Here is an 18,294-nt window from a genome sequence, read left to right as displayed (position 1 = left end):
TTCACCTCCTTTCCAGGGCTTTCACGAAGGCCTCCTCTAGGTCCCCTGCTCCATATCTCTCTGCGATCTCTCTGGGGGACCCCTCCTCGATTATCTTCCCCCTGTGGATCAGTATTACCCTGTCGCAAAGCCTCTCAACCTCCAGCATATTATGGCTACTCATTAGCACCGAAGCTCCCGTCTGTTTGGCGTGCTCCTTTATTGCCCTTCTGACCTCAAGAGAAGAGAAGACATCCAGACCGCTTGTCGGCTCATCGAGGAGGACTAGGGGGGTCCCCAGCATCAACGTTCTGGCAAGAGCTATCCTTCTCTTCATTCCTCTGCTCATGACTCCTGCTGGCCTGCGCAGCTCCTCGCCGAGGCCGGTTAGCTCAGACCCCCTCTTCGCAACTTCCTCCGCTCTCTCCCTGTCGAAGAATATCATAGCATAGAAGAGGAGGTTTTCATATCCGGTAAGCCTATCGTAAATCCCCACATCTTCCGGGAGGTAGCTGACAAGCCTCCTCGCCCTTTCGCTGCCAGCTTCCTCCCCAAAAACCAGAACAGAGCCGCTATCTGGTTTGAGCAGGCCGGCGGCGATCCTCAAACTGGTCGTCTTCCCCGAGCCGTTGGGCCCCAGGAGACCGACTATTTCCCCCTCTTTTACGTGGAAGCTTATGCCGTCGACCGCAACTCTCCCCGAAAAGGCCTTCCTAACGTTGCTGAAAACCAGCGCTTCTTTGCCGCTCAATTCGCGCACCAGCCTTCGTCTTTAGGCTTGCAGAGCTCAGCTTTTGCCCCGCTGACAACACTCCGCATCACAGTCCCGCTTAACTCGGGCCTACGCGGAGCTCTCTCTCAGCGGGGCGGTAATAATATTCGATACAGGGGGTTAAAACGCTTCAGCTCGGTGGAGTCTCCTCATCTGTGCCTCGGAGCTTGCTCAGCTCATCAACGCCTTTCCACCTTTCATAGAGCGCATGCTCTATCCCGAGGACATCGAGGATCTTCCCAACTATGAAGTTGACCATGTCTTCCACAGTTTTGGGTTTTGTGTAGAAGGCCGGCATCGCCGGGAGTATTACGGCGCCGGCCTCGTGAGCCTTCAGCATCGCTAAGAGCTCAACACGGCCCAGGGGCGTCTCCCGAGGAACCAGAACGAGGGGCCTTCTGAGGCGAAGGGCGTTGAGGGAAGCTCTTACAACGAGGTTTTCGGAGATCCCGTAAGCTATCTGAGAGAGAGTCTTCATGCTGCAGGGTGCGACGACAACTGCATCATCGGAGCTGCTTGAGCTCGAGATGGGAGCGTCGAGCCGATCTTCGTAGTAGACTTCCAGCATTCCGCTCCCCGTTTTCTTCTTGAACCACTCCCCTATATCGAAGCCGAGCTCGTGCTTGGAAACCTGCTCAGCTCCCCTAGTGTAGACAGCAGTGACCTTCACATTCCTTAAGAGCAGCTCTTCTATAGTTCTCAAGCCGTAGACTACTCCGCTGGCGCCCGTAACGGCCACAGTTATGGAGTTCTTCTTCATAAAGACACCTTTCACATTCGCATGTTGTTGATCATTTGGTGATTTAACGAGTATAATATTTTGAAGGTATAAAGGTAATATGCTTCCAATGGGAGGGCATTTTTGAGTTTGAGTGAAAATCATCAAGGAAACATGAAACACGGCTCCAGAGTTTCGCTCGTTTTGCAACCCTTCGAGCTGATTTCCTTTTTTATAGCTAATTCAAACATAAACTTTACTATTAAAGCCGAAAGCGTTTCCCCGCTCACAATACTTTTAGGTATTTCTAGACATTTTTAATTCCGTGAGCGGGGTTAGCCCTTGGTGCGGGTTCATAAGCTTCAACCGCACCCCATGGGGCTCCGTCGAGCCCAACGCCACAACCCTCCCATTTGAGTTCAGGCATTTGAGCCCGATGTTTATGGCTCCAATTAAGTCTCTATCAAGTCCATCTCCAGCTTTCATTTGCTTGCTCAACTGCCTCCAGCTCTTTCTCTTTCTACGCTCCTCTGACAAGCCTTTCATATTCTGATTCTGGGATGTACCATCTGCCGTGGATGTTAATTGCTCTGATTTTTCCCTGCTTAATCCACTTAATAACCGTGATACGAGCAACACCCATCAAATTAGCGAACTCGCTAAGCTTGTAGAGCTTCTCTACCATGCTGCATCAAGTATTTACTAGCATTTAGAAGTAATTAAATTTATCGAAAAATTGGGAAAGGCCTCTCCTCTTTAGGGTGGGAAGAAGGCCGGTGAGAATAAAACGAGTGGGATCGTATTATTTTCTCCTCCTAAAACTTGCTGTTTTTTAAGGATCACATTTATTTTGTAATCAGTAGTAAAACTCTAATTGTCAGTATGGTGGTTTAGTTGGGAGCTAAGAGGAAGCTGTTCAAGAGGGGGGTTTCCCCGATAGTTGCGACTCTCTTACTCATACTGATAGCAATAGCGGCGGCGGCAGTCCTGTACGTGTGGGTCAACAGCCTCTCTTCTTCAGCGACTCAATACAACAGCGGGAACGTGGCATCAGCAATATCAATTGACGCTGCTGATCTCAGCACCACGACAGTTACTGCATACGTGAGGAATGTCGGCGGGAGCGCAATTAATGGAAACTTCAACGTGTATGTCTACAACCAGACCGGTGCGCTGGTTGCCTCTGGAACGACAGGGTCTGTCTCCCTACAGCCGGGACAGGTGCGGGAGGTTTCTGCTTTACTCACTTCCAATAATGGACAATCTGTACAAGCAGGACAGGTTTATAACATAAAAATAGTGGCGCCGAGCGGAGCCAGCGCAGTCATCTCTGTTACAGCTCATTCTTGAGCCTCTTCAATCCTAATCAATTTTTATTCCTATCTCTCTAGCTATTTCTTTATAGCTTTCTTTCAGCGGATGCCTTGCTGACCTCCTCTTCGCCCTGAAGAGCAAAGGTTCCCTTCAGGGGCTCGCAGGTTCCCCGCATCTGTTCGGGTCTACATCTGTCACCTGCGGGGCAGTCGGGGTGGCCAGAGATCCCCCCATCTCTATTAGGGCTTTCTTTTCAATATTCAAAACTGCTACTACATCTCTATCAGCTTCAAATCCACATGCTGAGCACTTCATTTTTCTGTAGCCAGATTCAACCATTCTTGAACCGCAAATTGGACATTCAGAAGATGTGTATGCTGGGTCTACAATGATTGCTCCAACTCCATGCTTCTGCGCCTGCCAGTCTATCCAATAATCCAATCTTCTGTAGGACAGCATCATCATCCTAATCTTGTGGTCTTTAGGCAGCTTCCTCAAGGATTCTATCAGTCCGTTCAAGTCTTCTCTGGCAACAGCATAGCTGTTCTGCTCAGCTCTTCTAACAATCTCTAGAGAAGCCTTCTTTGCCCAGTCCTCGATGATGCTCCATGACTCCCTTTGGAAATACCTTATCCTGCCCAGAATGCCTTTCCTCCTTAGCCAAGCTTTATTCTTTGCTGAGGAGTATTTCCTCTGGAGATTTTCAGCTAACTTCCTGTAGTGGACTGCTCTATCGATAGGCGTTGCAACTCTATCGACATTCAATCTATTTCCATAGTAGATGTGCTTCTCGTTGATATCTACAGCTATGATTCCTTTAGGCTTGGCTGTCTCGGGCATGGGAATTCTCTTACTTATCATTAAGAACATTTTATCATTTCTGTAAACAAGCCTCGCTTCTCTGCTCTCAAATGCATCATACCTCCTATCCCAGCCTATAACCTTCAATTCATAGCCTCCGAGGACCTCTACGTAACATTTCCTTATCCTGTAGCTTAGGTTTGGAGTCAGCCACATCCTCAATGTCTTAACCTTGGGGATCCTTCCGTTAGCACCGTTGCCTAGATAGGACTTTGCTATTGAATGTGCTTCTCTATAACAATCTAAAGCTATTCTCGATGGGAGCCCATAAGCTTTCAGCTTATCATAAAGAGCTTCATGTGTCTTCGATATTGAGGGAACTCTATACCCTTTCTCAGTCTTAACAGCATTCTCAACAACCCATTTTATGGCATAATTGAGAGCATCCCTGTACCTTTTTAGCAACTCAATTGCTTCGGGCTCGGGGCTAACCCTCATCCTCACCGAGAGGGTTAGGAATCCCTCACTGCCCGACATGCTCGCTCGACTCGGTACTTCGATATACTCATAGAAATTCATAAACTTTCCATCCCAGCCATAAAAGGCGAGGCTTTCTGTTGTAATAATGATCCTCTGACACATTGATATATATAATGCTTGAGATCTCTCAGAGGTTTGGGAACCGCTTCCTGAGGTTCTTCTTCATGATTGAGATGCTTTCCTGGGAATATCCAACCTCAATTTAGCAATAGCCGCTTCTCTCTCCAAATCTATCCTATAGCTTTCAATTTGAGCTTTCACGTTTAGGTCCTCGAGAACGAACCTGAAGTCGTCTATCCAATCATCGACTCCGCAGGTCCAGCAGAAGCTCCCTTCTATCTTTATTAGCGCCTCCTTTTTCTCTTCGTTGATTTCCAGTATTTCCAGCTTTGCTTCTGGCGCGCGGAATCTGTTGTACTGCTCTTTTGCTTTATTGAGAACTTCACCGAGATTCATATTCTCACCGGATTTTTCAAAGAAGCATATATCGATGCATTATAAAGCTTTCTAAGCCTTTAATTGCTTTCTCCATATTCGACGCTTTCATGAAGCTGTTTTGGAGGTGCGCCTAGACCTTTGAGCAGCAATGCTGATCTGCATCCTCCTCTGACAGCTAATGTTACTTCGGTTATTGATAATTTATTAACGCATTTATAAAGTGATTATAACTCGGATCCGGAATGCTTTCAGTGCTCATCGAATCTGCTGGATACGGCGAAGGCAGAGATATCTTGAGGAATTTGAATTTCACAGCTAAAGAGGGAGAGCTCGTTCTGATTGGAGGGCGGTCTGGTTCGGGAAAGACGACGGTCCTTTTCGCAATGACGGGGATCCTCTCAACCCTGCTAAAAGGATATGTGAAGGGAAAAGTTACCTTCAATGATAGGAATATTCTGGAGGCGGAAGATCCCGTTTCGAGTGCTGGGAGGCTGTACGGCTTCGTCCTGCAGGACCCGGACAGGCAGCTCCTCATGCCGACCCCATTCGACGAAGTGATGTTCACGCTGGAAAACTTCGGCTACGAAGAGAGCGAAGCCGCAGCCAGGACAGAATCTCTCCTCGAGCGCTTTGGCCTGAAGGAAAAGAAGCTGGAGCACGTTGAGAACCTCTCAGGAGGGGAAAAGAGGCGCCTCTCTCTGGCTTCAGCTGTGGCTCACGATCCCCCAGTCCTCCTCTTCGATGAGCCTACTGCTTCACTTGATCCATGGGGGATAAGGGAGCTGAAGTCATTCATCAGAGAACAGCTCGAGAGCGGAAAGGCGGTGATAGTTGTGGAGCACAAAGCGAAGTACTTCCTCGATCTCTCGAGCGAAGTTCTTGTTCTTCGAGGCGACGGTGGCTCCGAAAGCTTCGGGAGCGTTCGATTATCTAATTCGCTGATAGAAAAGCTGGAGGCCTTCGGAGTGGATTCCTCCCCGGCTGCCGGGAGGAAGAGGGCTCCCGCTGCATCGACGGAGAAGGTGCTTGAAGCGAATGGGCTGAGGTGCTGGTATGATGAAAGAAGCCCTGTGATAGAAAGCGCCGACCTTGAAGTGAGGAAGGGGGAGGCAGTTGCCCTAGTGGGGCCCAATGGTTCAGGAAAAACCACGCTCCTGAAGTCGATTGCCGGCTTTCATAAAAAGTGCGAGGGAGAGTTGAAGTTTTACGGTGGGAAGAGGAGGCCTTTCTACGTCCCCCAGGTTCCCGAATACCTGTTCATCAAGAACACGCTTTCAGAAGAGGTAAAACTGCTCTCAAAGTCCACTGGCAAAAGGGAGGAGGAAATAGCAGAGCTGCTGGGCTTCTATAGCGGCATGAAGGATCTGTCTCCATACGCCCTAAGCCTAGGACAGAGGAGGTGGCTCTCCACTGTAATAGCTTGGAGCTACGACCCTCCAGTCATCCTTTTCGATGAGCCAACAGTTGGGCTAGACAAGTTCCTCCTTCGAGGGCTCTTCAGGAGAATAGCTTCCATGAAGGAGAGGGGGGTCTCCTTCCTCATATCCACGCATGACCCCAGGGTCTTGGCTGAGATAGCCGACAGAGCATATGCCCTGAAGGACAGGAAGCTGGAAGAAGTGGATCCCTCGGAGAAAGCTCGAGAGCTGGAAGAAGTGGCAGGTGCTGCATAATGAAGGGAAAGCCGAAGCCCTCCTTCCTCTTCATCTATGCAGTCATCGTCTCAGCGATGGCATTCGTATTCGACTCTTCGAGATCGCTTCTCCTTCCAGCTTCTCTCAACGCTCTCTTAGGATTCTCCTTGGGAAGGAAATCTCTTCCAATGAAGCTCGTCCTCGCGATACTTCTGCTGAACGGGTGGGGTGCTGCTCTGAACGGGATCTACTTCCACAACACAGGCTATGTTATACTGAGCTTCGGAGCCCTCACAATAAAGAGCGGCGCTTTTCAGTCCTTCGCCGTCCTGAACCTCAGGTTCCTCCTCATTATAGGCTCAACTCTCTTCATGCTGGGCATGAGCGGCGGATCCAGAGAGCTGGTGAAGTCACTGGAGAGAGATCTCAGGATGCCCTCATGGATGGCCTTTTCCATTTCCCACTCGTTCCGGCTCTTTCCGCTGATCTCGAGAGACTACGGAGAGCTCATAATAGCAAGAAAGGAGAGGGGTGTCGGTTCAAATGTACTGAACCCTGCAGTCCTGAAGGAAGTCCTCTTCTCCATCATGAATGTAGGCTACGAGCGCGCCATCTGGAGCGGCATCTCAGCTGAGCTGAGGGGAGTGAGGCTGAGGAAGGCTGGGAGAAGAGAGCCCCTCAGCACATATGATGTTGCGCTGCTTGTGCTGGCGGCTGCAGAGTGGTTTTCGGCTGCCTATTTATTATAAATTGGTTATCATAAAATTTATATCCATGTTATAGAATCACTAGAAGTAGTGGTGGGAAGATGGCTGAAGAAAAGAGGAAAGCAACGAGGAGATACAACGGGATAGATCTGGCTGTCCTGGCACTGGTAGGCGTAGTCACGGGGATAGTGTTTTCATCGGCATGGTCCCTCTACTATGCGGTTGAAGCGGTAGGAGGTCCAGTTGGGGCCAGGCTGGCCTCCTACGGCTTGTGGTTCATTGCTGCCCCACTAGCTGCTACCATGATAAGGAAGCCTCTCTCAGCCTTCCTGGGAGAGACTTTGGGAGCGTTCGTTGAAACCCTCATAGCTCCAGCTGGAGGCATAACGAACGTAATATATGGAGTCCTGCAGGGGGCAGCCTCTGAGCTCGTCTACTTCGCCTTCAGATACAGGAAGTGGGATCTCTTGACGGGCTCAATCTCGGGCCTCGCGGCTGGGCCTGTCGCAGTAGCACTGGATGCACTCCTCTTCGGTACAATAGGAAGCATGTTCGAGATGACGCTTTGGGCTTTAGCTGCGATGCTCAGCGGGGCGGTTTATGGGTTCGTTGCCGCATACGTAGCTAAAAGCATAAGGAGATGAAAGTAGTTTCGATTTTTAAAAATTTTGTTCAAGAGGAACTGACCCAGAAGGACCTCGAGTCCAAGTATCTGCCATCGCCTAGGCTTACTGTTCTGGCTTTGTAGCCTGGGTACCAGGAACCTGCTTTTATGGCCAGAGTGCCTTGAGGGGAAGGAGGCAATGTGACTCCCAGCGAGATGTTTGCTCTGGGGAGTGCTACATATACACTGAAGACATACGTGCTGCCTCCCTTAATCGGATATATACTTCCATGATTTTGCAGTGTGTCGCTATATACTACTCCGCTCACCGGCTGGCCGTCCCAGCTGTAACTCAAATATCTATCATCACCGGGGTCTGTGGAGGTGTCAACTGCGTATACCGCCTCTATAACTCCAGGGCCGCTTCCAACGATATACGAGTGCTGGTATTTGAATTGGAACTGCACTTCTGTAATCCGCGGGCCGCTGATGTAGTCAGGTATCCCAATTCCATAGTCGAGAGTTATTTCTGTATAGCCAGCATCGTACCACCCTGCTTCCGGGTATCCGGGCATCGTCCACTTTGTCTGTATCCTTATCTTGGAGCCTATTGGATAGTCATACTGGGCAGATATGTTGTAGTTTGTTGAGAACCTCAGCACTGGGGTGTACTGGTACCGCTCGTCCAGAACTATTGTGGAAGAAGGAGAGAAGCTGAGATAGCCCGAAAACAGGGGGATGAAGAATGCTGTAAGGGTGAGGGCGATGACGATCATGGAGGGTGGGGGAGGATAATCTGTCATAATTCTACCCTACATTATTACAGTCTTGCGATGATATAAAGATAGTGGAAGCCAATTGAGCTGATCTATGCATTAAAGTGGGCCCGCTGGGAATCGAACCCAGGGCCTCCGCCTTGTAAGGGCGGCGTCCTAACCAGGCTAGACGACGGGCCCACAGGAATTATTGGGAAGGGTGGGAAGATTATTAAGCTTTTCATGGTATGAACCGCAATCCTAATTACTTGTTGATTGCTATAATCATCATGGTAATAAAATTGAGCGATGAGATTTTCTTTCCATTGGTCTCACAACTTGTAGAGGGCTCTCTTCCCGATGGGATCTACATATTAGCTGGGCCCCCAGGAGTTGGAAAAAGCGTTTTTGTGAAGCGCCTGCTTGCGGACCATGTAAAGACTACGCCCGTTCTCTACGTCTCCGTGGATTCCAGCACCAAGGATGTTGAAGATTTTCTGGAAAAAATGAATCTGAAAGAATATAAGGAAAACATAGTATTGCTCGATGGCTTTTCCCTGAGCATAACTGGGATCAGGCAGAGCTCTCAGCATGAGAAGATAAACCTCGACAGTCCATCGGACTCCCTATTCGCTATTTACTCGAAGCTTTCACAGATGCCCGGACGGAAGATACTCGTCATAGACAGCATAACAGAGATGATGATAGGAACGGATCCGGGGAGCGTGATAGAATTCATAAAAGGTCTGAAGCAGATAGCTGAATACACAAGAACACTGAGCATCCTCACGATACACACGGGCCCCGAAAGCCTCCAAGAAATTCTCTGGGCCCTTGAGTACCTGTCGGATGGATATGTAGAGCTTGGATACGAGCCAAACCTTGAATCGGTTGGCCTGCTGATAAGAAGGATAAGGATCAAGAAAATGAGGGGAATGCGCCACGACACGAACTGGTATCCATTCAAAATTGGAAAGAACTACGCTCTGCAGTTCTACACCCCTCAAGAGCTGAAAGCTATAATGGACGCTATAACAGGAAAGGGCGCTCAGCAGGGCGGGTGAGCACCGAGGCATATATTCGAAGACCCTGCGGAGGCACAAATGGTGAGGTAGCGATGCCGAAGGATTTAGGCGGATAATGGAGAGGATGAAAATGAGGATTAAAAAACTAGCCCTTCTGATGTTCGCGATTTTCCTGCTGGGAGGCATCCTTGGTTTTGCGGCGGCTGAGATCGCTCCATCGGGCATAGCGCAGGAAGTGATGAGCTCCTTTGGAAACAAGGTCAGGACGATAAATTTCACGCCGTTCTCCCTGAGATCAGTCTTTCTCGTATTCTTAAACAACTTCACTGTAGCTCTGCTGATGTATATTTTGGGAATAACGGTCGTTCTTCCCTCGGTGATTGTATTTTTGAACGGGGCTGTCGCCGGAGTGGTGCTGGCTTTCGCTGAAGCAAGGGGGATAAGCCTACCTCTGGCGGTTCTAGCCATGGTGCCTCACGGTATTTTCGAGCTCACAGCTTTCTTCATATCGGCTTCCTTCGGCACCCTTCTGGGAATATCCTTTTGGAAGGCAATTCTCAGGAAAAACGGGGATCTACTATCCATTGTCCTGAAGATGCCCTTATACATCATCACAACAGCTGCACTGCTGGCCGTTGCTGCTTTCATAGAAGTATTTATTTCACCTCTCGTTTTGTCCCTCTAAGCTTTTTACTATCTTCCTGGTCCCAGATATTTTGGTTCACTGCTCCACAGCATCTGCTGTTAAGAGACTATTTACATATAGGAGTGTTTGGACATCTGCAAAAGTTTTGAAAGGGAAAGGTTTTTGTTTAAAGAGATTGCAGCCAGAGAAAATCAGTTTCAAAAGGTTAGACTCCTGCATTTTCATGGGGGCTTTTTGGCAAAAAGTTTATTAATTATTTTGAACTATATTTCAAAATGGTGATCGGATATGGGATGGTGGGGAAGAGGACCCTACCCTGGAAAAGGACCTTGGAGCTACCTGCCGCCCTGGGAGAGGCCTGGGTGGAAGTACGGCAGAGGATGGTGCTGGTGGTACCTGGGAACCCCCGCTCCTGGCACCTATGCACCTCCTCCATGGATTGACAGAAGCTCTGAGCTGAAATACCTCGAAGACTTTAAGAATTATTTAGAGGACTTCAAAAAGCAGGTAGAAGCAAGGATAGAAGAGCTCAAAAGGAGCGAAAAGTAGAAGAAGGCTTTACAGCAGAGGTTTTTTCTCCAAGAAGCTGTGACTTTTTTATTCTTCCAAGATTTTCTTGAGCTCTGCAGTGGCCTCTTCCATTTCCTTGAGAGCTACGCGGAGTATTTCTGCATTCTTGGCTTTTCCAGCACTTTCCCTTATCAGGTGAGAAAATTCCTCGGCGAATGAGGCGAGGTCCTCAGCAATTATCAATATGATTTTTTCCCTTTCCTCGCCTTCCGCGATCTCTATGGCCTTCTCTATGAGGGCGTCTCTCGGGTGCGTCTTGCCGCTCAGAAACTTGCTCAGAGCAGCTTTTGAAACATCCAACAGCTCGGCCACTTCTCTCTCCCCCCTCTCACTCACAAGGACCTCGATGATTTTCCTCCTCCCTTCCTTGCTGAGCATATGGGCAATCCTTCCGCTCAATCCGCATCCCAACTATATATGCTATTTTCATAAGATTTTGATATCTCTACCCCTTAAAGCTGGCGGCTCATGACTTGAGCAGAGAAGCTTTAGGTGGTTATAAAGGCTCTCTTGGGAAGCTAGCTGGCCCCCATCATCTGTTAAGAACCGCAGGCTTCACATGCTTAGGTTCGAGAGTTGATTCCGTTCGATTCTATTAGTGGAAAAACTCTAACCATCTAGTTCAACATATCTCTTTTCTCTTTTCATTAACAGAGAGCAGCGCCTTCCTGTTTTTAAATAATACCAGACTTTGAAACAGCAGAAAATGCATAAAGGTAAATAAGTTTTTGGTATTACCTGCCTCAACATGAATATAGCTATTTTTAAATCTAATCAGTTTTTTGTTCGGGGATTATTTCATATATCTGGCTTCTCCTTAAATAGAAGATAAACATGCAATCTCTAGGTGAAGGAAGAAAATGGCAGAGAAGGGGAAGAAGAAGGAGAAGAAGGAACAGAAGAAGCAGTGAGCTGGATTTTCCGCACTCTATATAGCCCAATTAAAAATAACAGTTTTTTTCCAGACGCTCTCTTTTCCTTGAAAACAGGAAACATATGCAATTGCTCTCTGCCTCCCATTTGCTGGTTTTTCTCTATTGAGAGCAGTTTTTGAGGAAGCCTTATCTTCTTCCTTTGATGCTCTTAATTATTTCCTCAGCAGCATCTATGCTTTTTTCGAGAATGTTACCAGTAACTATGGCGTCTGCACCAGCTTCCACAAGCTCCTTAGCAGCTTCTCCGCTCCTTACCCCACCTCCTACAATCAGAAAAGCCTCGTTGAGGCTCCGTTTAACAACCCTCACAATTTCCGGAGGAACGTGCTGCGGGCTGCCTGAGCCGGCTTCGAGATATATATATCTCATCCCGAGCATCTCCGCTGCCATCGCGTAAGCAGCTGCTATATAGGGCTGGTCGAAGGGTATTGGCCTCGCTTTTCCAATGTATCCCGCCGCTCCTCCATATCCTATTATCAGGTATCCTGTAGGAAGCGGTTCCAGCTGAAACTTTCTGACTAGGAGCGCCCCCTGAACCTGGGCGCCGATGATGTGGTACACGCTGTCGCTGTTCAGAAGGCTCATGAAAAGTATTGCATCTGCTCCCCTGACTACGTTGTTCACATCGCCAGGAAATATTATCACTGGAAGGCCCGAGCGGCGAAGCTCCCGCACTACTTCTTCCGCTTCCCTTGGCTCCACTCCAATGCTGCCCCCAACAAGGAAGGCATCGGTTCCCATCCTCTTGAGCTCTGCAGCTATGCTTCCTGCTTCACCGGCTCCCGTCTTGTGAGGATCTATCAGCGCGAAGTGCAGAGCCCCCTCTTTTCTCCTCTCTCTGAGGTATTCACTGACTTTCATTCTCTCGAGCTACCTCCCGGCTTCCATCCAGCTCTCCAATGCACTTTCCCGCCTTTATTTCCTCCTCGATGTTCCCCTGGAACGAGTTGTATATGTCTATCAGTTTAGCATAGGCATCAACAGGCTGAAAGAGCTTGGGAACTCTGAATCTGGCGCAGAATCCGCACTCTCCGCAGACTGCCTCAGCGGAAGCCTGCTCGTCCCCCGGCTTAGAGCTTACAGTTACTCTGAGAGACTGTTTGCTGCAGTGCGGGCAAACGAAGACCTTTGGTATCTTCCTCACTATTCTCTTAGGTTGAATTCTCTTCTTCTTTCTTCTCCCCAAGGAAAGCATCTCCCCTGTTCTTTAATTCCTTAGAACTCTCCCTCGTATATATCGATTTTCTAACTGTCTCAGCCCTCCCCCCAATCAGGACCTCCCTGAGGACCGTTGCGAGCTCAAGAGGATCTCTCACTATATACTTTCTCATCGTTCCCCTTTCTCTGGAAATGCATGCGGAAAGGAGGTGGTAGCAGGAAGCTCTCCTCCTCCTTATAATCACGTTCAGGGAAAAATCCTTGCAGCTGCAATATATGGGGGGAATGGAGATGTAATCTTCATCCTTTCCGAGGAAAACCGCTATCTCCGGATCCTCCGATATCAAAACGATCCTCCCCTCTCTCGCCGCCTTCTCCGCCTTTTCTCTGCTCTTCGTGCTCAAACCCTCAGAGAGGTCAGAGCACTGACTTTCTCCCTTGCTTTGTGACAACTGAACTTTCTCCCCCCACAATTATCAAGTCGGCCATCCCTATAAACAGCCCAGTCTCAATGATGCCTGCTATCTTCTTCAGCTCGGATTCCAGCTCTTCGATTTTTCCCTTCCATGACCAGGGCTTCAGGTCAACGATTATTCCAGAGCTGTCGCTCACCACGGGTCCGTACTTCCCCCCTCCCGACTCCCTGACGGATGCGTCTATGCCCTTCTCCCTAAGCCTCCTCAGAACATAAGATAGGGCGAAGGGGTTCACCTCTATGGGTATCGGCCTGCTCCTCAGATCGCTGACAAGCTTTCCTTCATCCACTATAACGGCGAAGAAGTTGCTCATTGAGGCGAGAACTTTTTCCCTGAACAGCGCAGCCCCTCCTCCCTTCACCAAGTTTCCCTCGGGATCCACGGCGTCTGCTCCGTCTATGTAGATGTCCACCTCATCCAGGGCAGATGCATCGAGAACCGTTGCACCCCTCTTTTTCAGGAGCAGAGCGGTCTCAATGCTGGAGGCTGCGAACTTCTTCCGCTTTAAATCCTCCTCCGGAATAGCAGATATCAGGTGGGCTACAGTCCTTCCGGTTCCTATGCCTACGACCTCCGCCTTCTCGAATTCCTCCAGCTTCAGTGCAGCTTCAGCTGCTCTCATCTTCCCAACATCCGTTTCCAAGATGTTGAACCTCCACCGAGGAAAAGTTATAATATCCTCTGGTATATTTCCTTAAATGATTCGGTTCAAGCATCGAAGCTCAATCGAGGGTGAAGATTTTGCCGCATGAAATACTGTTCTCAAATGTAGACGAGGCAGAGAAGAAAGTTAGGGAAATAGGTGCGCAGATACAGGAGTGCAGGTTGAAAGTAGGCAAAGAAGAGGTCAAGCTCAAGCTCAGAACGAAGAGAACACTCTACACTCTCGTTTTGAAGAGGGAAAATACGGGCGCTGGAAGCATAGAAGATCTGAAGAAGGTCGCCACAGAGCTGGCAACTAGGCTGGGCTGCCCTTCCGTTAAGGAGATTTGATCTCCAGTGTTTCTCCGGTCGAGGGGATCAGGGGCTCTATCCCCATCGTTTCTTTGATTGTCGAGGCGAATTCCCTCTGCACGGATTCCTCTCCGTGAACCAGTACTACTCTCTCGACTCCCTTCACCATCTTCAGCACCTCTATCAGCCCGCTCCTTCCAGCATGACTGGAAAAATCCATCCACTCAACCCTTGCCCTGACCTGGGGTGCTCCTTCTTCGAACATACCCTTCTCAATGAGCATCCTGCCAGGAGTCCCTCTTCCCTGATAGCTCACTAGAAAGACGGCGTTTCTGGGGTTATCATGTATCTTCCTCAGGAAGTACCTTGAGGGGCCTCCTTTGAGCATCCCAGAGCTGGAAACGATCACTCCGCCTCTCTTCCACGCATATCTCCTGTCCTGCCAGCTTCCGAGGAATGTTTGGTTCTCCCTCGCCCTCCTGAGGAGGGAGGGATCCTTCAGGAACTCGCCGTTTTCGAGCATCATCTCCGTAGCACTCCTTACCATCCCATCAACATAGACCGGAGATATCTCATTCTCCTCAAGTATTGCCATAACCTCCTGACCTCTTCCCACGCTGAACACGGGAACAAGCACCGTGCCCCCGGAAGATAGCACTTCCTTCACAGAGTCGATGAACCTCTTTTCCACGTCTTCCCTCCTGGGGTGATCTGCGTTTCCATAGGTGCTCTCTATTACTACGGTCTCGGCTTCAACCCCTTCCAGCCGAGCACCAGAAACAAGCTTGGTAGTTATGGTATTGATGTCCGAGGTGTAGAGAATGCTGCCGTCTGGGGTAACGACCCTCGTAGCTACGCTTCCGGGTATGTGTCCGCTGTGGAAGAATTCTATCTCGAACTCTCCCGCCTTGACCCTATCTCCATGCTTCACATCCTCGATCTGAGACAGCAACCTATTCACTTCGTTTATCTCGAAATCGAGATAGTACCCGGAGAGCTTCAGAAAGTCCTCGAGCATGAGTCTGGATAGATGCCTCGTCAGCCTGGTAGAAAAGGCCCTGGGCTGAACTGATGAGTACAGCAGCGGTGCTGCTCCGATGTGGTCCAGGTGCACATGGCTGAGCACCAGGGCATCCAGCCTGTTTGGAGGGTAGCTGAGCGGCATCACTGGGTTGTCGTTCTCATCAAAGTTAACACCATAGTCCAGCAGCACTGCCCTGCCGTCGTATTCGACAGCAATTGCGGCCCTGCCGACTTCTCTTCCGCTCCCAAGAATTTTCAGTTTCATCGTTGTTCCTTCTCCTCATGCAAAAAATCTCTGAAGATATACAAAGATTTTTCCCTATTTTAGCTTTAAAGACATTTTATATTTGTCGGTTTAACAATAATATGCTGGAGGTTGAGGCTTATCATGTTCAGAATGAATCCCGCGGAAATGAAGCGGATGCTTAAGAGGATGGGAATTTCAGCAGATATCGAGGAAATAAACGATGCAGAAAGGGTTCTGATAGAGAGGGAGGGGGAGAGCAATATAGTTGTTGAAGATCCAGTAATTACACTGTTGAAGATGAAGGGGGAAACGGTGCTGTATATATATGGACAGGTCAAGGAGGTGAAGAAGGAGCAGAAGCAACCGCAGGGTCCCCGGATACCGGATGAAGATGTACAGCTAGTTGCAAGTGAAGCAGGGGTAAGCCTCGAAGAAGCGAGGAGGGCTCTCGAAGCTACAAATGGCGACATAGCACAGGCTATAATGCTCCTCCAGAGCAGGAAATGAGGAGCCGGCGATCGATTTTTCTCTCATCACTTTCTGAGGAGCCCTCTCAGACTGTTCAGGAGCGTCTGCACGTCTGGGGCCTGAGAAAGGATGAGAGGGATTCCGTCGCTTTCCGCCAGCTTTATGGCAAGGGGATCAACGGCTTTTGGGCCGTGGATTACGACGGCGCCGGGCTTCAAGAAGGACACCCTGACAGCAACCATTGGAGATCTCCCCGTCCCAACATTCGTGAATACCAGAGCTCTCTCGGTTGTCAGTCCCATTATGCTCAGGAATTCCTGTCCTGTCATGCTCTCTATGGCAGCGATGCTGTCCAGCACTGTGTACCCATAGATCTGCTTATCGAGCTTTTCATTCCCGTAAAGAACAACTCCCTTCACTGCCTCCACAATTTCCCTCAGCAACACTTTTTGGGGGAACTCCCTCATATCGAGAAGGGCTGAGGGTGGAAGCTTTTGCCCTCTGGCAAGCTCCTTCACCACAGAATATCCCCTCTCCCTATCGATTTCAATCAGGGTCCTGACGAATTTCCTCACGAATCCGCTTCCCGGAGTCCTCCTCCCCTTCTCATAGTCGCTCAAGACGCTGGAGGAGATCCCCATTCTCTTCGAAAGCACGAGCTGGGTAGCGCCGAATATCTCTCTCCACTTTCTCATGGACTTTCCGGGGGAGTCGCTCCAAACTATGTCCCCAGCTATCTCCTTTGCTATCCTCTCCACCACTACCTCGGAGGCCATGCAATGACACCGATGCACTGAACTCTTGAATTATTTTTCATAGGAGAAATAATATGCATTTCGACTATTATCGAATTTTGGAAGGAAAAACATTAATTAATTCTCTGACAATAATCGATTTTCGGGGCCCGTAGTCTAGCCTGGCAGGATGCGAGGTACGGCTCTTCCCGAATCGGGAGGCCGCTCGACTCGGGACCTTGTAGCGAAAGTCCTCGTGGTCGGGGGTTCAAATCCCCCCGGGCCCACTTTCTCAAAATATTATTTCTTCTCTTCCTTCTTCTCCTTCTTCTTTCCCTTGCATCCCATGATGCTACACCTGCCTCGATTTCATCCGGTGAGGGGTGGTTTATAGACCTTAGTATATTCAGGAATCATTTATTAGACATTGAGCAAAGAAAGCAGTGCAGTGAATGTACGCAGTGGTCATAAAAATGGCAGTCTCTCTCAGCTCATCCTACAGGGCGAGCAAGCAGGAAATCGCCCAGATCTACGGAGTGCTCTATTATCAATTTGGCCGGGAAGCCGCTGGAGCTTTCTTTGAAAGGAAGGAAGAGCTGAGGGTGAGGAGGTATTCGAGCGGCATCATAAGAGAGGTGATCTTGGGGGGATCCCCCGTTCTGTTCCACAATCCGACAACTGGCTTATTCACACTGAGCTGGGAGGCGGCGGAAATCATATTCCCAAGGATCCCATCAGGGAAGATGAGGATATTTGCGAAAAGGGACATTTTTGAGAAATATACTAAGAAGGTGCTGCTGAGGCCGGCTGTTCTGGAAGCTACAGAAGATATAAGGCCAGGAGACGAGGTCTTCATCGTGGATGAGCGCGGTGAGCTTCTGGCTCTGGGAAAAGCTTTAATGAGTGCCGAAGAGATAAAAAGGCTCACCAAAGGAAAGGTAGCACTTGTGAGGAGGAGCAGAAGTGAGCTACAGGAGAGTAAGCATTTACCTGTCTAGCAGCAGAGCTCTGAAACAGGGGTACAGGGTCTTATCGGGGTTCAAGGGCTTCGGGGCGGTCGGGATAATCACTGTCCTCCACTTCGTCAGCAACCTCAATATGGAGAAGGCCGGCATAATAGTCACGAAATACCATCCAGAATATGTGTACAGAGAGGGAGAAGATCTCGTCTATCCCTTTGAAATTTACGTGAGCCACGAACATAAGTTAGTTGCTCTCGTTTCGAGGGAGCTTCCCGATGAGAGGATCAGGAATGAGTATGTCTATGAGCTGACGAGGCTTGTTGCTAAAAAGAAGCTATCTCCACTGCTGTTGGTGGGAGGGCTGGATCAGAGGTTCAAGGAGAGAGATGAGGACAGGATGAGGTGGCTCAAGAACAGGGCTTACAGAGGTCCAGTTCCAAGCGAGCCAATGCTGGAAAGGGGGCTGCTCGTTGTAGGCCCTCTTGCCCTTCAGCTGATGTATTCGGAGCTGATGGGCGTTCCGGCTCTGGCGCTACTCCCCTATGCATCTGCTGAGACTCCTGACCCAGCTGCAGCAGCAGTTGCAGTGGAGGAGCTGAATAGGATACTTGGCACGAGCGTTCCAACCGACAAGCTTATCGAGGAGGGGATGAGGATACAGGAAGAGCTGAGGCGCCTGGAGGAGCTGTCGCTGAGAAAGCCGGGTGGAAGAGAGCCCTATATGTAACAGCTTTCGTTCTTTTCCGTGATGAAAGAACCCGGGCCTGGCTTATGCCTATGGAGCGCTGTGCGCGATGAAGAGAGGCCTGCGGCTGACGATGAAAAACATTTAGC

At 49.4% G+C, this 18,294-nt stretch carries 23 protein-coding genes, 2 tRNA genes and 1 pseudogene; 12 read left to right on the top strand and 14 right to left on the bottom strand.

Annotation, left to right across the window (positions count from 1 at the left end; genetic code table 11):
* Position 1 precedes the first annotated feature (1 nt).
* The 3 genes and pseudogenes from ACLGLO_RS03040 to ACLGLO_RS03030 form a co-directional block, all read right to left on the bottom strand.
* Complete coding sequence (locus tag ACLGLO_RS03040; RefSeq protein WP_492128922.1) at positions 2-730, bottom strand: ABC transporter ATP-binding protein; 729 nt, start codon at positions 728-730, stop codon at positions 2-4.
* Positions 731-881: 151 nt separating this feature from the next.
* The gene (locus tag ACLGLO_RS03035) at positions 882-1,511 is read right to left on the bottom strand and encodes a UbiX family flavin prenyltransferase (protein WP_492128921.1); all 630 of its coding nucleotides are present in this window, start codon (positions 1,509-1,511) and stop codon (positions 882-884) included.
* A 484-nt stretch (positions 1,512-1,995) separates the two neighbouring features.
* Positions 1,996-2,154, bottom strand: a pseudogene (locus ACLGLO_RS03030) (helix-turn-helix domain-containing protein); the annotation flags it as partial.
* Positions 2,155-2,363: 209 nt separating this feature from the next.
* Here ACLGLO_RS03030 and ACLGLO_RS03025 point away from each other — a divergent pair.
* On the top strand, positions 2,364-2,819 hold the full coding sequence (locus tag ACLGLO_RS03025) for an archaellin/type IV pilin N-terminal domain-containing protein (protein WP_492128920.1): 456 nt from the start codon (positions 2,364-2,366) through the stop codon (positions 2,817-2,819).
* Positions 2,820-2,933: 114 nt separating this feature from the next.
* Here ACLGLO_RS03025 and ACLGLO_RS03020 read toward each other — a convergent pair whose 3' ends face one another.
* Both ACLGLO_RS03020 and ACLGLO_RS03015 read right to left on the bottom strand, forming a co-directional pair.
* On the bottom strand, positions 2,934-4,121 hold the full coding sequence (locus tag ACLGLO_RS03020) for an RNA-guided endonuclease TnpB family protein (RefSeq protein ID WP_492128919.1): 1,188 nt from the start codon (positions 4,119-4,121) through the stop codon (positions 2,934-2,936).
* A 165-nt stretch (positions 4,122-4,286) separates the two neighbouring features.
* The gene (locus ACLGLO_RS03015) at positions 4,287-4,580 is read right to left on the bottom strand and encodes a hypothetical protein (RefSeq protein WP_492128918.1); all 294 of its coding nucleotides are present in this window, start codon (positions 4,578-4,580) and stop codon (positions 4,287-4,289) included.
* 224 nt (positions 4,581-4,804) lie between these two features.
* Here ACLGLO_RS03015 and ACLGLO_RS03010 point away from each other — a divergent pair, with 224 nt between their 5' ends.
* The 3 genes from ACLGLO_RS03010 to ACLGLO_RS03000 are packed head-to-tail and all read left to right on the top strand — an operon-like array spanning position 4,805 to position 7,547.
* On the top strand, positions 4,805-6,235 hold the full coding sequence (locus ACLGLO_RS03010) for an ABC transporter ATP-binding protein (protein WP_492128917.1): 1,431 nt from the start codon (positions 4,805-4,807) through the stop codon (positions 6,233-6,235).
* Positions 6,235-6,945, top strand: a complete 711-nt coding sequence (locus ACLGLO_RS03005; RefSeq protein WP_492128916.1) for an energy-coupling factor transporter transmembrane component T — start codon at positions 6,235-6,237, stop codon at positions 6,943-6,945. The genes ACLGLO_RS03010 and ACLGLO_RS03005 overlap by 1 nt, the downstream gene beginning before the upstream one ends.
* A gap of 59 nt (positions 6,946-7,004) precedes the next feature.
* Positions 7,005-7,547 carry an ECF transporter S component gene (locus ACLGLO_RS03000; RefSeq protein ID WP_492128915.1) on the top strand — a complete coding sequence of 181 codons (543 nt, stop codon included), beginning with the start codon at positions 7,005-7,007 and terminating at the stop codon, positions 7,545-7,547.
* 28 nt (positions 7,548-7,575) lie between these two features.
* On the opposite strand, the gene ACLGLO_RS02995 is transcribed toward ACLGLO_RS03000, so the two are convergent.
* Both ACLGLO_RS02995 and ACLGLO_RS02990 read right to left on the bottom strand, forming a co-directional pair.
* Positions 7,576-8,310, bottom strand: coding sequence for a hypothetical protein (locus tag ACLGLO_RS02995; protein ID WP_492128914.1), 735 nt, complete (start codon positions 8,308-8,310; stop codon positions 7,576-7,578).
* A gap of 78 nt (positions 8,311-8,388) precedes the next feature.
* Positions 8,389-8,463: transfer RNA gene (locus tag ACLGLO_RS02990), tRNA-Val, on the bottom strand.
* Between the two features lie 101 nt (positions 8,464-8,564).
* Here ACLGLO_RS02990 and ACLGLO_RS02985 point away from each other — a divergent pair.
* From ACLGLO_RS02985 to ACLGLO_RS02975, 3 genes are all read left to right on the top strand, one after another.
* Positions 8,565-9,326, top strand: coding sequence for an RAD55 family ATPase (locus tag ACLGLO_RS02985; protein ID WP_492128913.1), 762 nt, complete (start codon positions 8,565-8,567; stop codon positions 9,324-9,326).
* A gap of 76 nt (positions 9,327-9,402) precedes the next feature.
* Entirely contained in the window at positions 9,403-9,972 is a 570-nt protein-coding gene (locus tag ACLGLO_RS02980) for a stage II sporulation protein M (protein ID WP_492128912.1), read from the top strand.
* Positions 9,973-10,221: 249 nt separating this feature from the next.
* On the top strand, positions 10,222-10,482 hold the full coding sequence (locus ACLGLO_RS02975) for a hypothetical protein (protein ID WP_492128911.1): 261 nt from the start codon (positions 10,222-10,224) through the stop codon (positions 10,480-10,482).
* Between the two features lie 48 nt (positions 10,483-10,530).
* On the opposite strand, the gene ACLGLO_RS02970 is transcribed toward ACLGLO_RS02975, so the two are convergent.
* The 5 genes from ACLGLO_RS02970 to rpiA form a co-directional block, all read right to left on the bottom strand.
* The gene (locus ACLGLO_RS02970; RefSeq protein WP_492128910.1) at positions 10,531-10,902 is read right to left on the bottom strand and encodes a hypothetical protein; all 372 of its coding nucleotides are present in this window, start codon (positions 10,900-10,902) and stop codon (positions 10,531-10,533) included.
* Positions 10,903-11,564: 662 nt separating this feature from the next.
* On the bottom strand, positions 11,565-12,299 hold the full coding sequence (locus tag ACLGLO_RS02965) for a phosphoglycerol geranylgeranyltransferase (RefSeq protein WP_492128909.1): 735 nt from the start codon (positions 12,297-12,299) through the stop codon (positions 11,565-11,567).
* Entirely contained in the window at positions 12,286-12,624 is a 339-nt protein-coding gene (locus tag ACLGLO_RS02960) for a hypothetical protein (protein WP_492128908.1), read from the bottom strand. Before ACLGLO_RS02960 ends, ACLGLO_RS02965 begins: the two co-directional genes overlap by 14 nt.
* Positions 12,590-13,048 carry a hypothetical protein gene (locus tag ACLGLO_RS02955; RefSeq protein WP_492128907.1) on the bottom strand — a complete coding sequence of 153 codons (459 nt, stop codon included), beginning with the start codon at positions 13,046-13,048 and terminating at the stop codon, positions 12,590-12,592. The genes ACLGLO_RS02960 and ACLGLO_RS02955 overlap by 35 nt, the downstream gene beginning before the upstream one ends.
* A complete protein-coding gene (gene rpiA / locus ACLGLO_RS02950) occupies positions 13,014-13,715 on the bottom strand; it encodes a ribose-5-phosphate isomerase RpiA (protein ID WP_492128906.1) in 702 nt (233 codons plus the stop codon). Before rpiA ends, ACLGLO_RS02955 begins: the two co-directional genes overlap by 35 nt.
* 98 nt (positions 13,716-13,813) lie before the next feature.
* On the opposite strand from rpiA, the gene ACLGLO_RS02945 reads away from it, so the two are divergent.
* The gene (locus ACLGLO_RS02945; protein WP_492128905.1) at positions 13,814-14,065 is read left to right on the top strand and encodes a hypothetical protein; all 252 of its coding nucleotides are present in this window, start codon (positions 13,814-13,816) and stop codon (positions 14,063-14,065) included.
* Here ACLGLO_RS02945 and ACLGLO_RS02940 read toward each other — a convergent pair.
* Positions 14,052-15,314 (bottom strand): MBL fold metallo-hydrolase, encoded by a 1,263-nt coding sequence (locus tag ACLGLO_RS02940; protein WP_492128904.1) that lies wholly within the window; start codon positions 15,312-15,314, stop codon positions 14,052-14,054. The genes ACLGLO_RS02945 and ACLGLO_RS02940 overlap by 14 nt on opposite strands.
* A gap of 123 nt (positions 15,315-15,437) precedes the next feature.
* Here ACLGLO_RS02940 and ACLGLO_RS02935 point away from each other — a divergent pair, with 123 nt between their 5' ends.
* Positions 15,438-15,803, top strand: coding sequence for a nascent polypeptide-associated complex protein (locus tag ACLGLO_RS02935; protein WP_492129124.1), 366 nt, complete (start codon positions 15,438-15,440; stop codon positions 15,801-15,803).
* 26 nt (positions 15,804-15,829) lie between these two features.
* Here ACLGLO_RS02935 and ACLGLO_RS02930 read toward each other — a convergent pair whose 3' ends face one another.
* Positions 15,830-16,540, bottom strand: a complete 711-nt coding sequence (locus ACLGLO_RS02930; RefSeq protein WP_492128903.1) for a helix-turn-helix domain-containing protein — start codon at positions 16,538-16,540, stop codon at positions 15,830-15,832.
* A 124-nt stretch (positions 16,541-16,664) separates the two neighbouring features.
* On the opposite strand from ACLGLO_RS02930, the gene ACLGLO_RS02925 reads away from it, so the two are divergent.
* From ACLGLO_RS02925 to ACLGLO_RS02915, 3 genes are all read left to right on the top strand, one after another.
* Positions 16,665-16,785 (top strand) — tRNA-Pro (locus ACLGLO_RS02925).
* Positions 16,786-16,950: 165 nt separating this feature from the next.
* On the top strand, positions 16,951-17,496 hold the full coding sequence (locus ACLGLO_RS02920; RefSeq protein ID WP_492128902.1) for a PUA domain-containing protein: 546 nt from the start codon (positions 16,951-16,953) through the stop codon (positions 17,494-17,496).
* Positions 17,462-18,187 carry a proteasome assembly chaperone family protein gene (locus ACLGLO_RS02915; RefSeq protein ID WP_492128901.1) on the top strand — a complete coding sequence of 242 codons (726 nt, stop codon included), beginning with the start codon at positions 17,462-17,464 and terminating at the stop codon, positions 18,185-18,187. Before ACLGLO_RS02920 ends, ACLGLO_RS02915 begins: the two co-directional genes overlap by 35 nt.
* Positions 18,188-18,294 lie beyond the last annotated feature (107 nt).

This window comes from Fervidicoccus sp. SLHALR4 (assembly GCF_058692745.1).
This window is presented reverse-complemented; position numbering and strand designations above follow the sequence as displayed.

Coding starts and splice junctions, on each gene's coding strand:
- ACLGLO_RS03015 (WP_492128918.1), bottom strand. CDS start 4,580: ATGAATCTCGGTGAAGTTCTCAATAAAGCAAAAGAGCAGTACAACAGA.
- ACLGLO_RS03000 (WP_492128915.1), top strand. CDS start 7,005: ATGGCTGAAGAAAAGAGGAAAGCAACGAGGAGATACAACGGGATAGAT.
- ACLGLO_RS03010 (WP_492128917.1), top strand. CDS start 4,805: ATGCTTTCAGTGCTCATCGAATCTGCTGGATACGGCGAAGGCAGAGAT.
- ACLGLO_RS03020 (WP_492128919.1), bottom strand. CDS start 4,121: ATGTCGGGCAGTGAGGGATTCCTAACCCTCTCGGTGAGGATGAGGGTT.
- ACLGLO_RS02940 (WP_492128904.1), bottom strand. CDS start 15,314: ATGAAACTGAAAATTCTTGGGAGCGGAAGAGAAGTCGGCAGGGCCGCA.
- ACLGLO_RS03035 (WP_492128921.1), bottom strand. CDS start 1,511: ATGAAGAAGAACTCCATAACTGTGGCCGTTACGGGCGCCAGCGGAGTA.
- ACLGLO_RS02935 (WP_492129124.1), top strand. CDS start 15,438: ATGTTCAGAATGAATCCCGCGGAAATGAAGCGGATGCTTAAGAGGATG.
- ACLGLO_RS02965 (WP_492128909.1), bottom strand. CDS start 12,299: ATGAAAGTCAGTGAATACCTCAGAGAGAGGAGAAAAGAGGGGGCTCTG.
- ACLGLO_RS02920 (WP_492128902.1), top strand. CDS start 16,951: ATGTACGCAGTGGTCATAAAAATGGCAGTCTCTCTCAGCTCATCCTAC.
- ACLGLO_RS02995 (WP_492128914.1), bottom strand. CDS start 8,310: ATGACAGATTATCCTCCCCCACCCTCCATGATCGTCATCGCCCTCACC.
- ACLGLO_RS02980 (WP_492128912.1), top strand. CDS start 9,403: ATGGAGAGGATGAAAATGAGGATTAAAAAACTAGCCCTTCTGATGTTC.
- ACLGLO_RS02930 (WP_492128903.1), bottom strand. CDS start 16,540: ATGGCCTCCGAGGTAGTGGTGGAGAGGATAGCAAAGGAGATAGCTGGG.
- ACLGLO_RS03005 (WP_492128916.1), top strand. CDS start 6,235: ATGAAGGGAAAGCCGAAGCCCTCCTTCCTCTTCATCTATGCAGTCATC.
- ACLGLO_RS02975 (WP_492128911.1), top strand. CDS start 10,222: ATGGGATGGTGGGGAAGAGGACCCTACCCTGGAAAAGGACCTTGGAGC.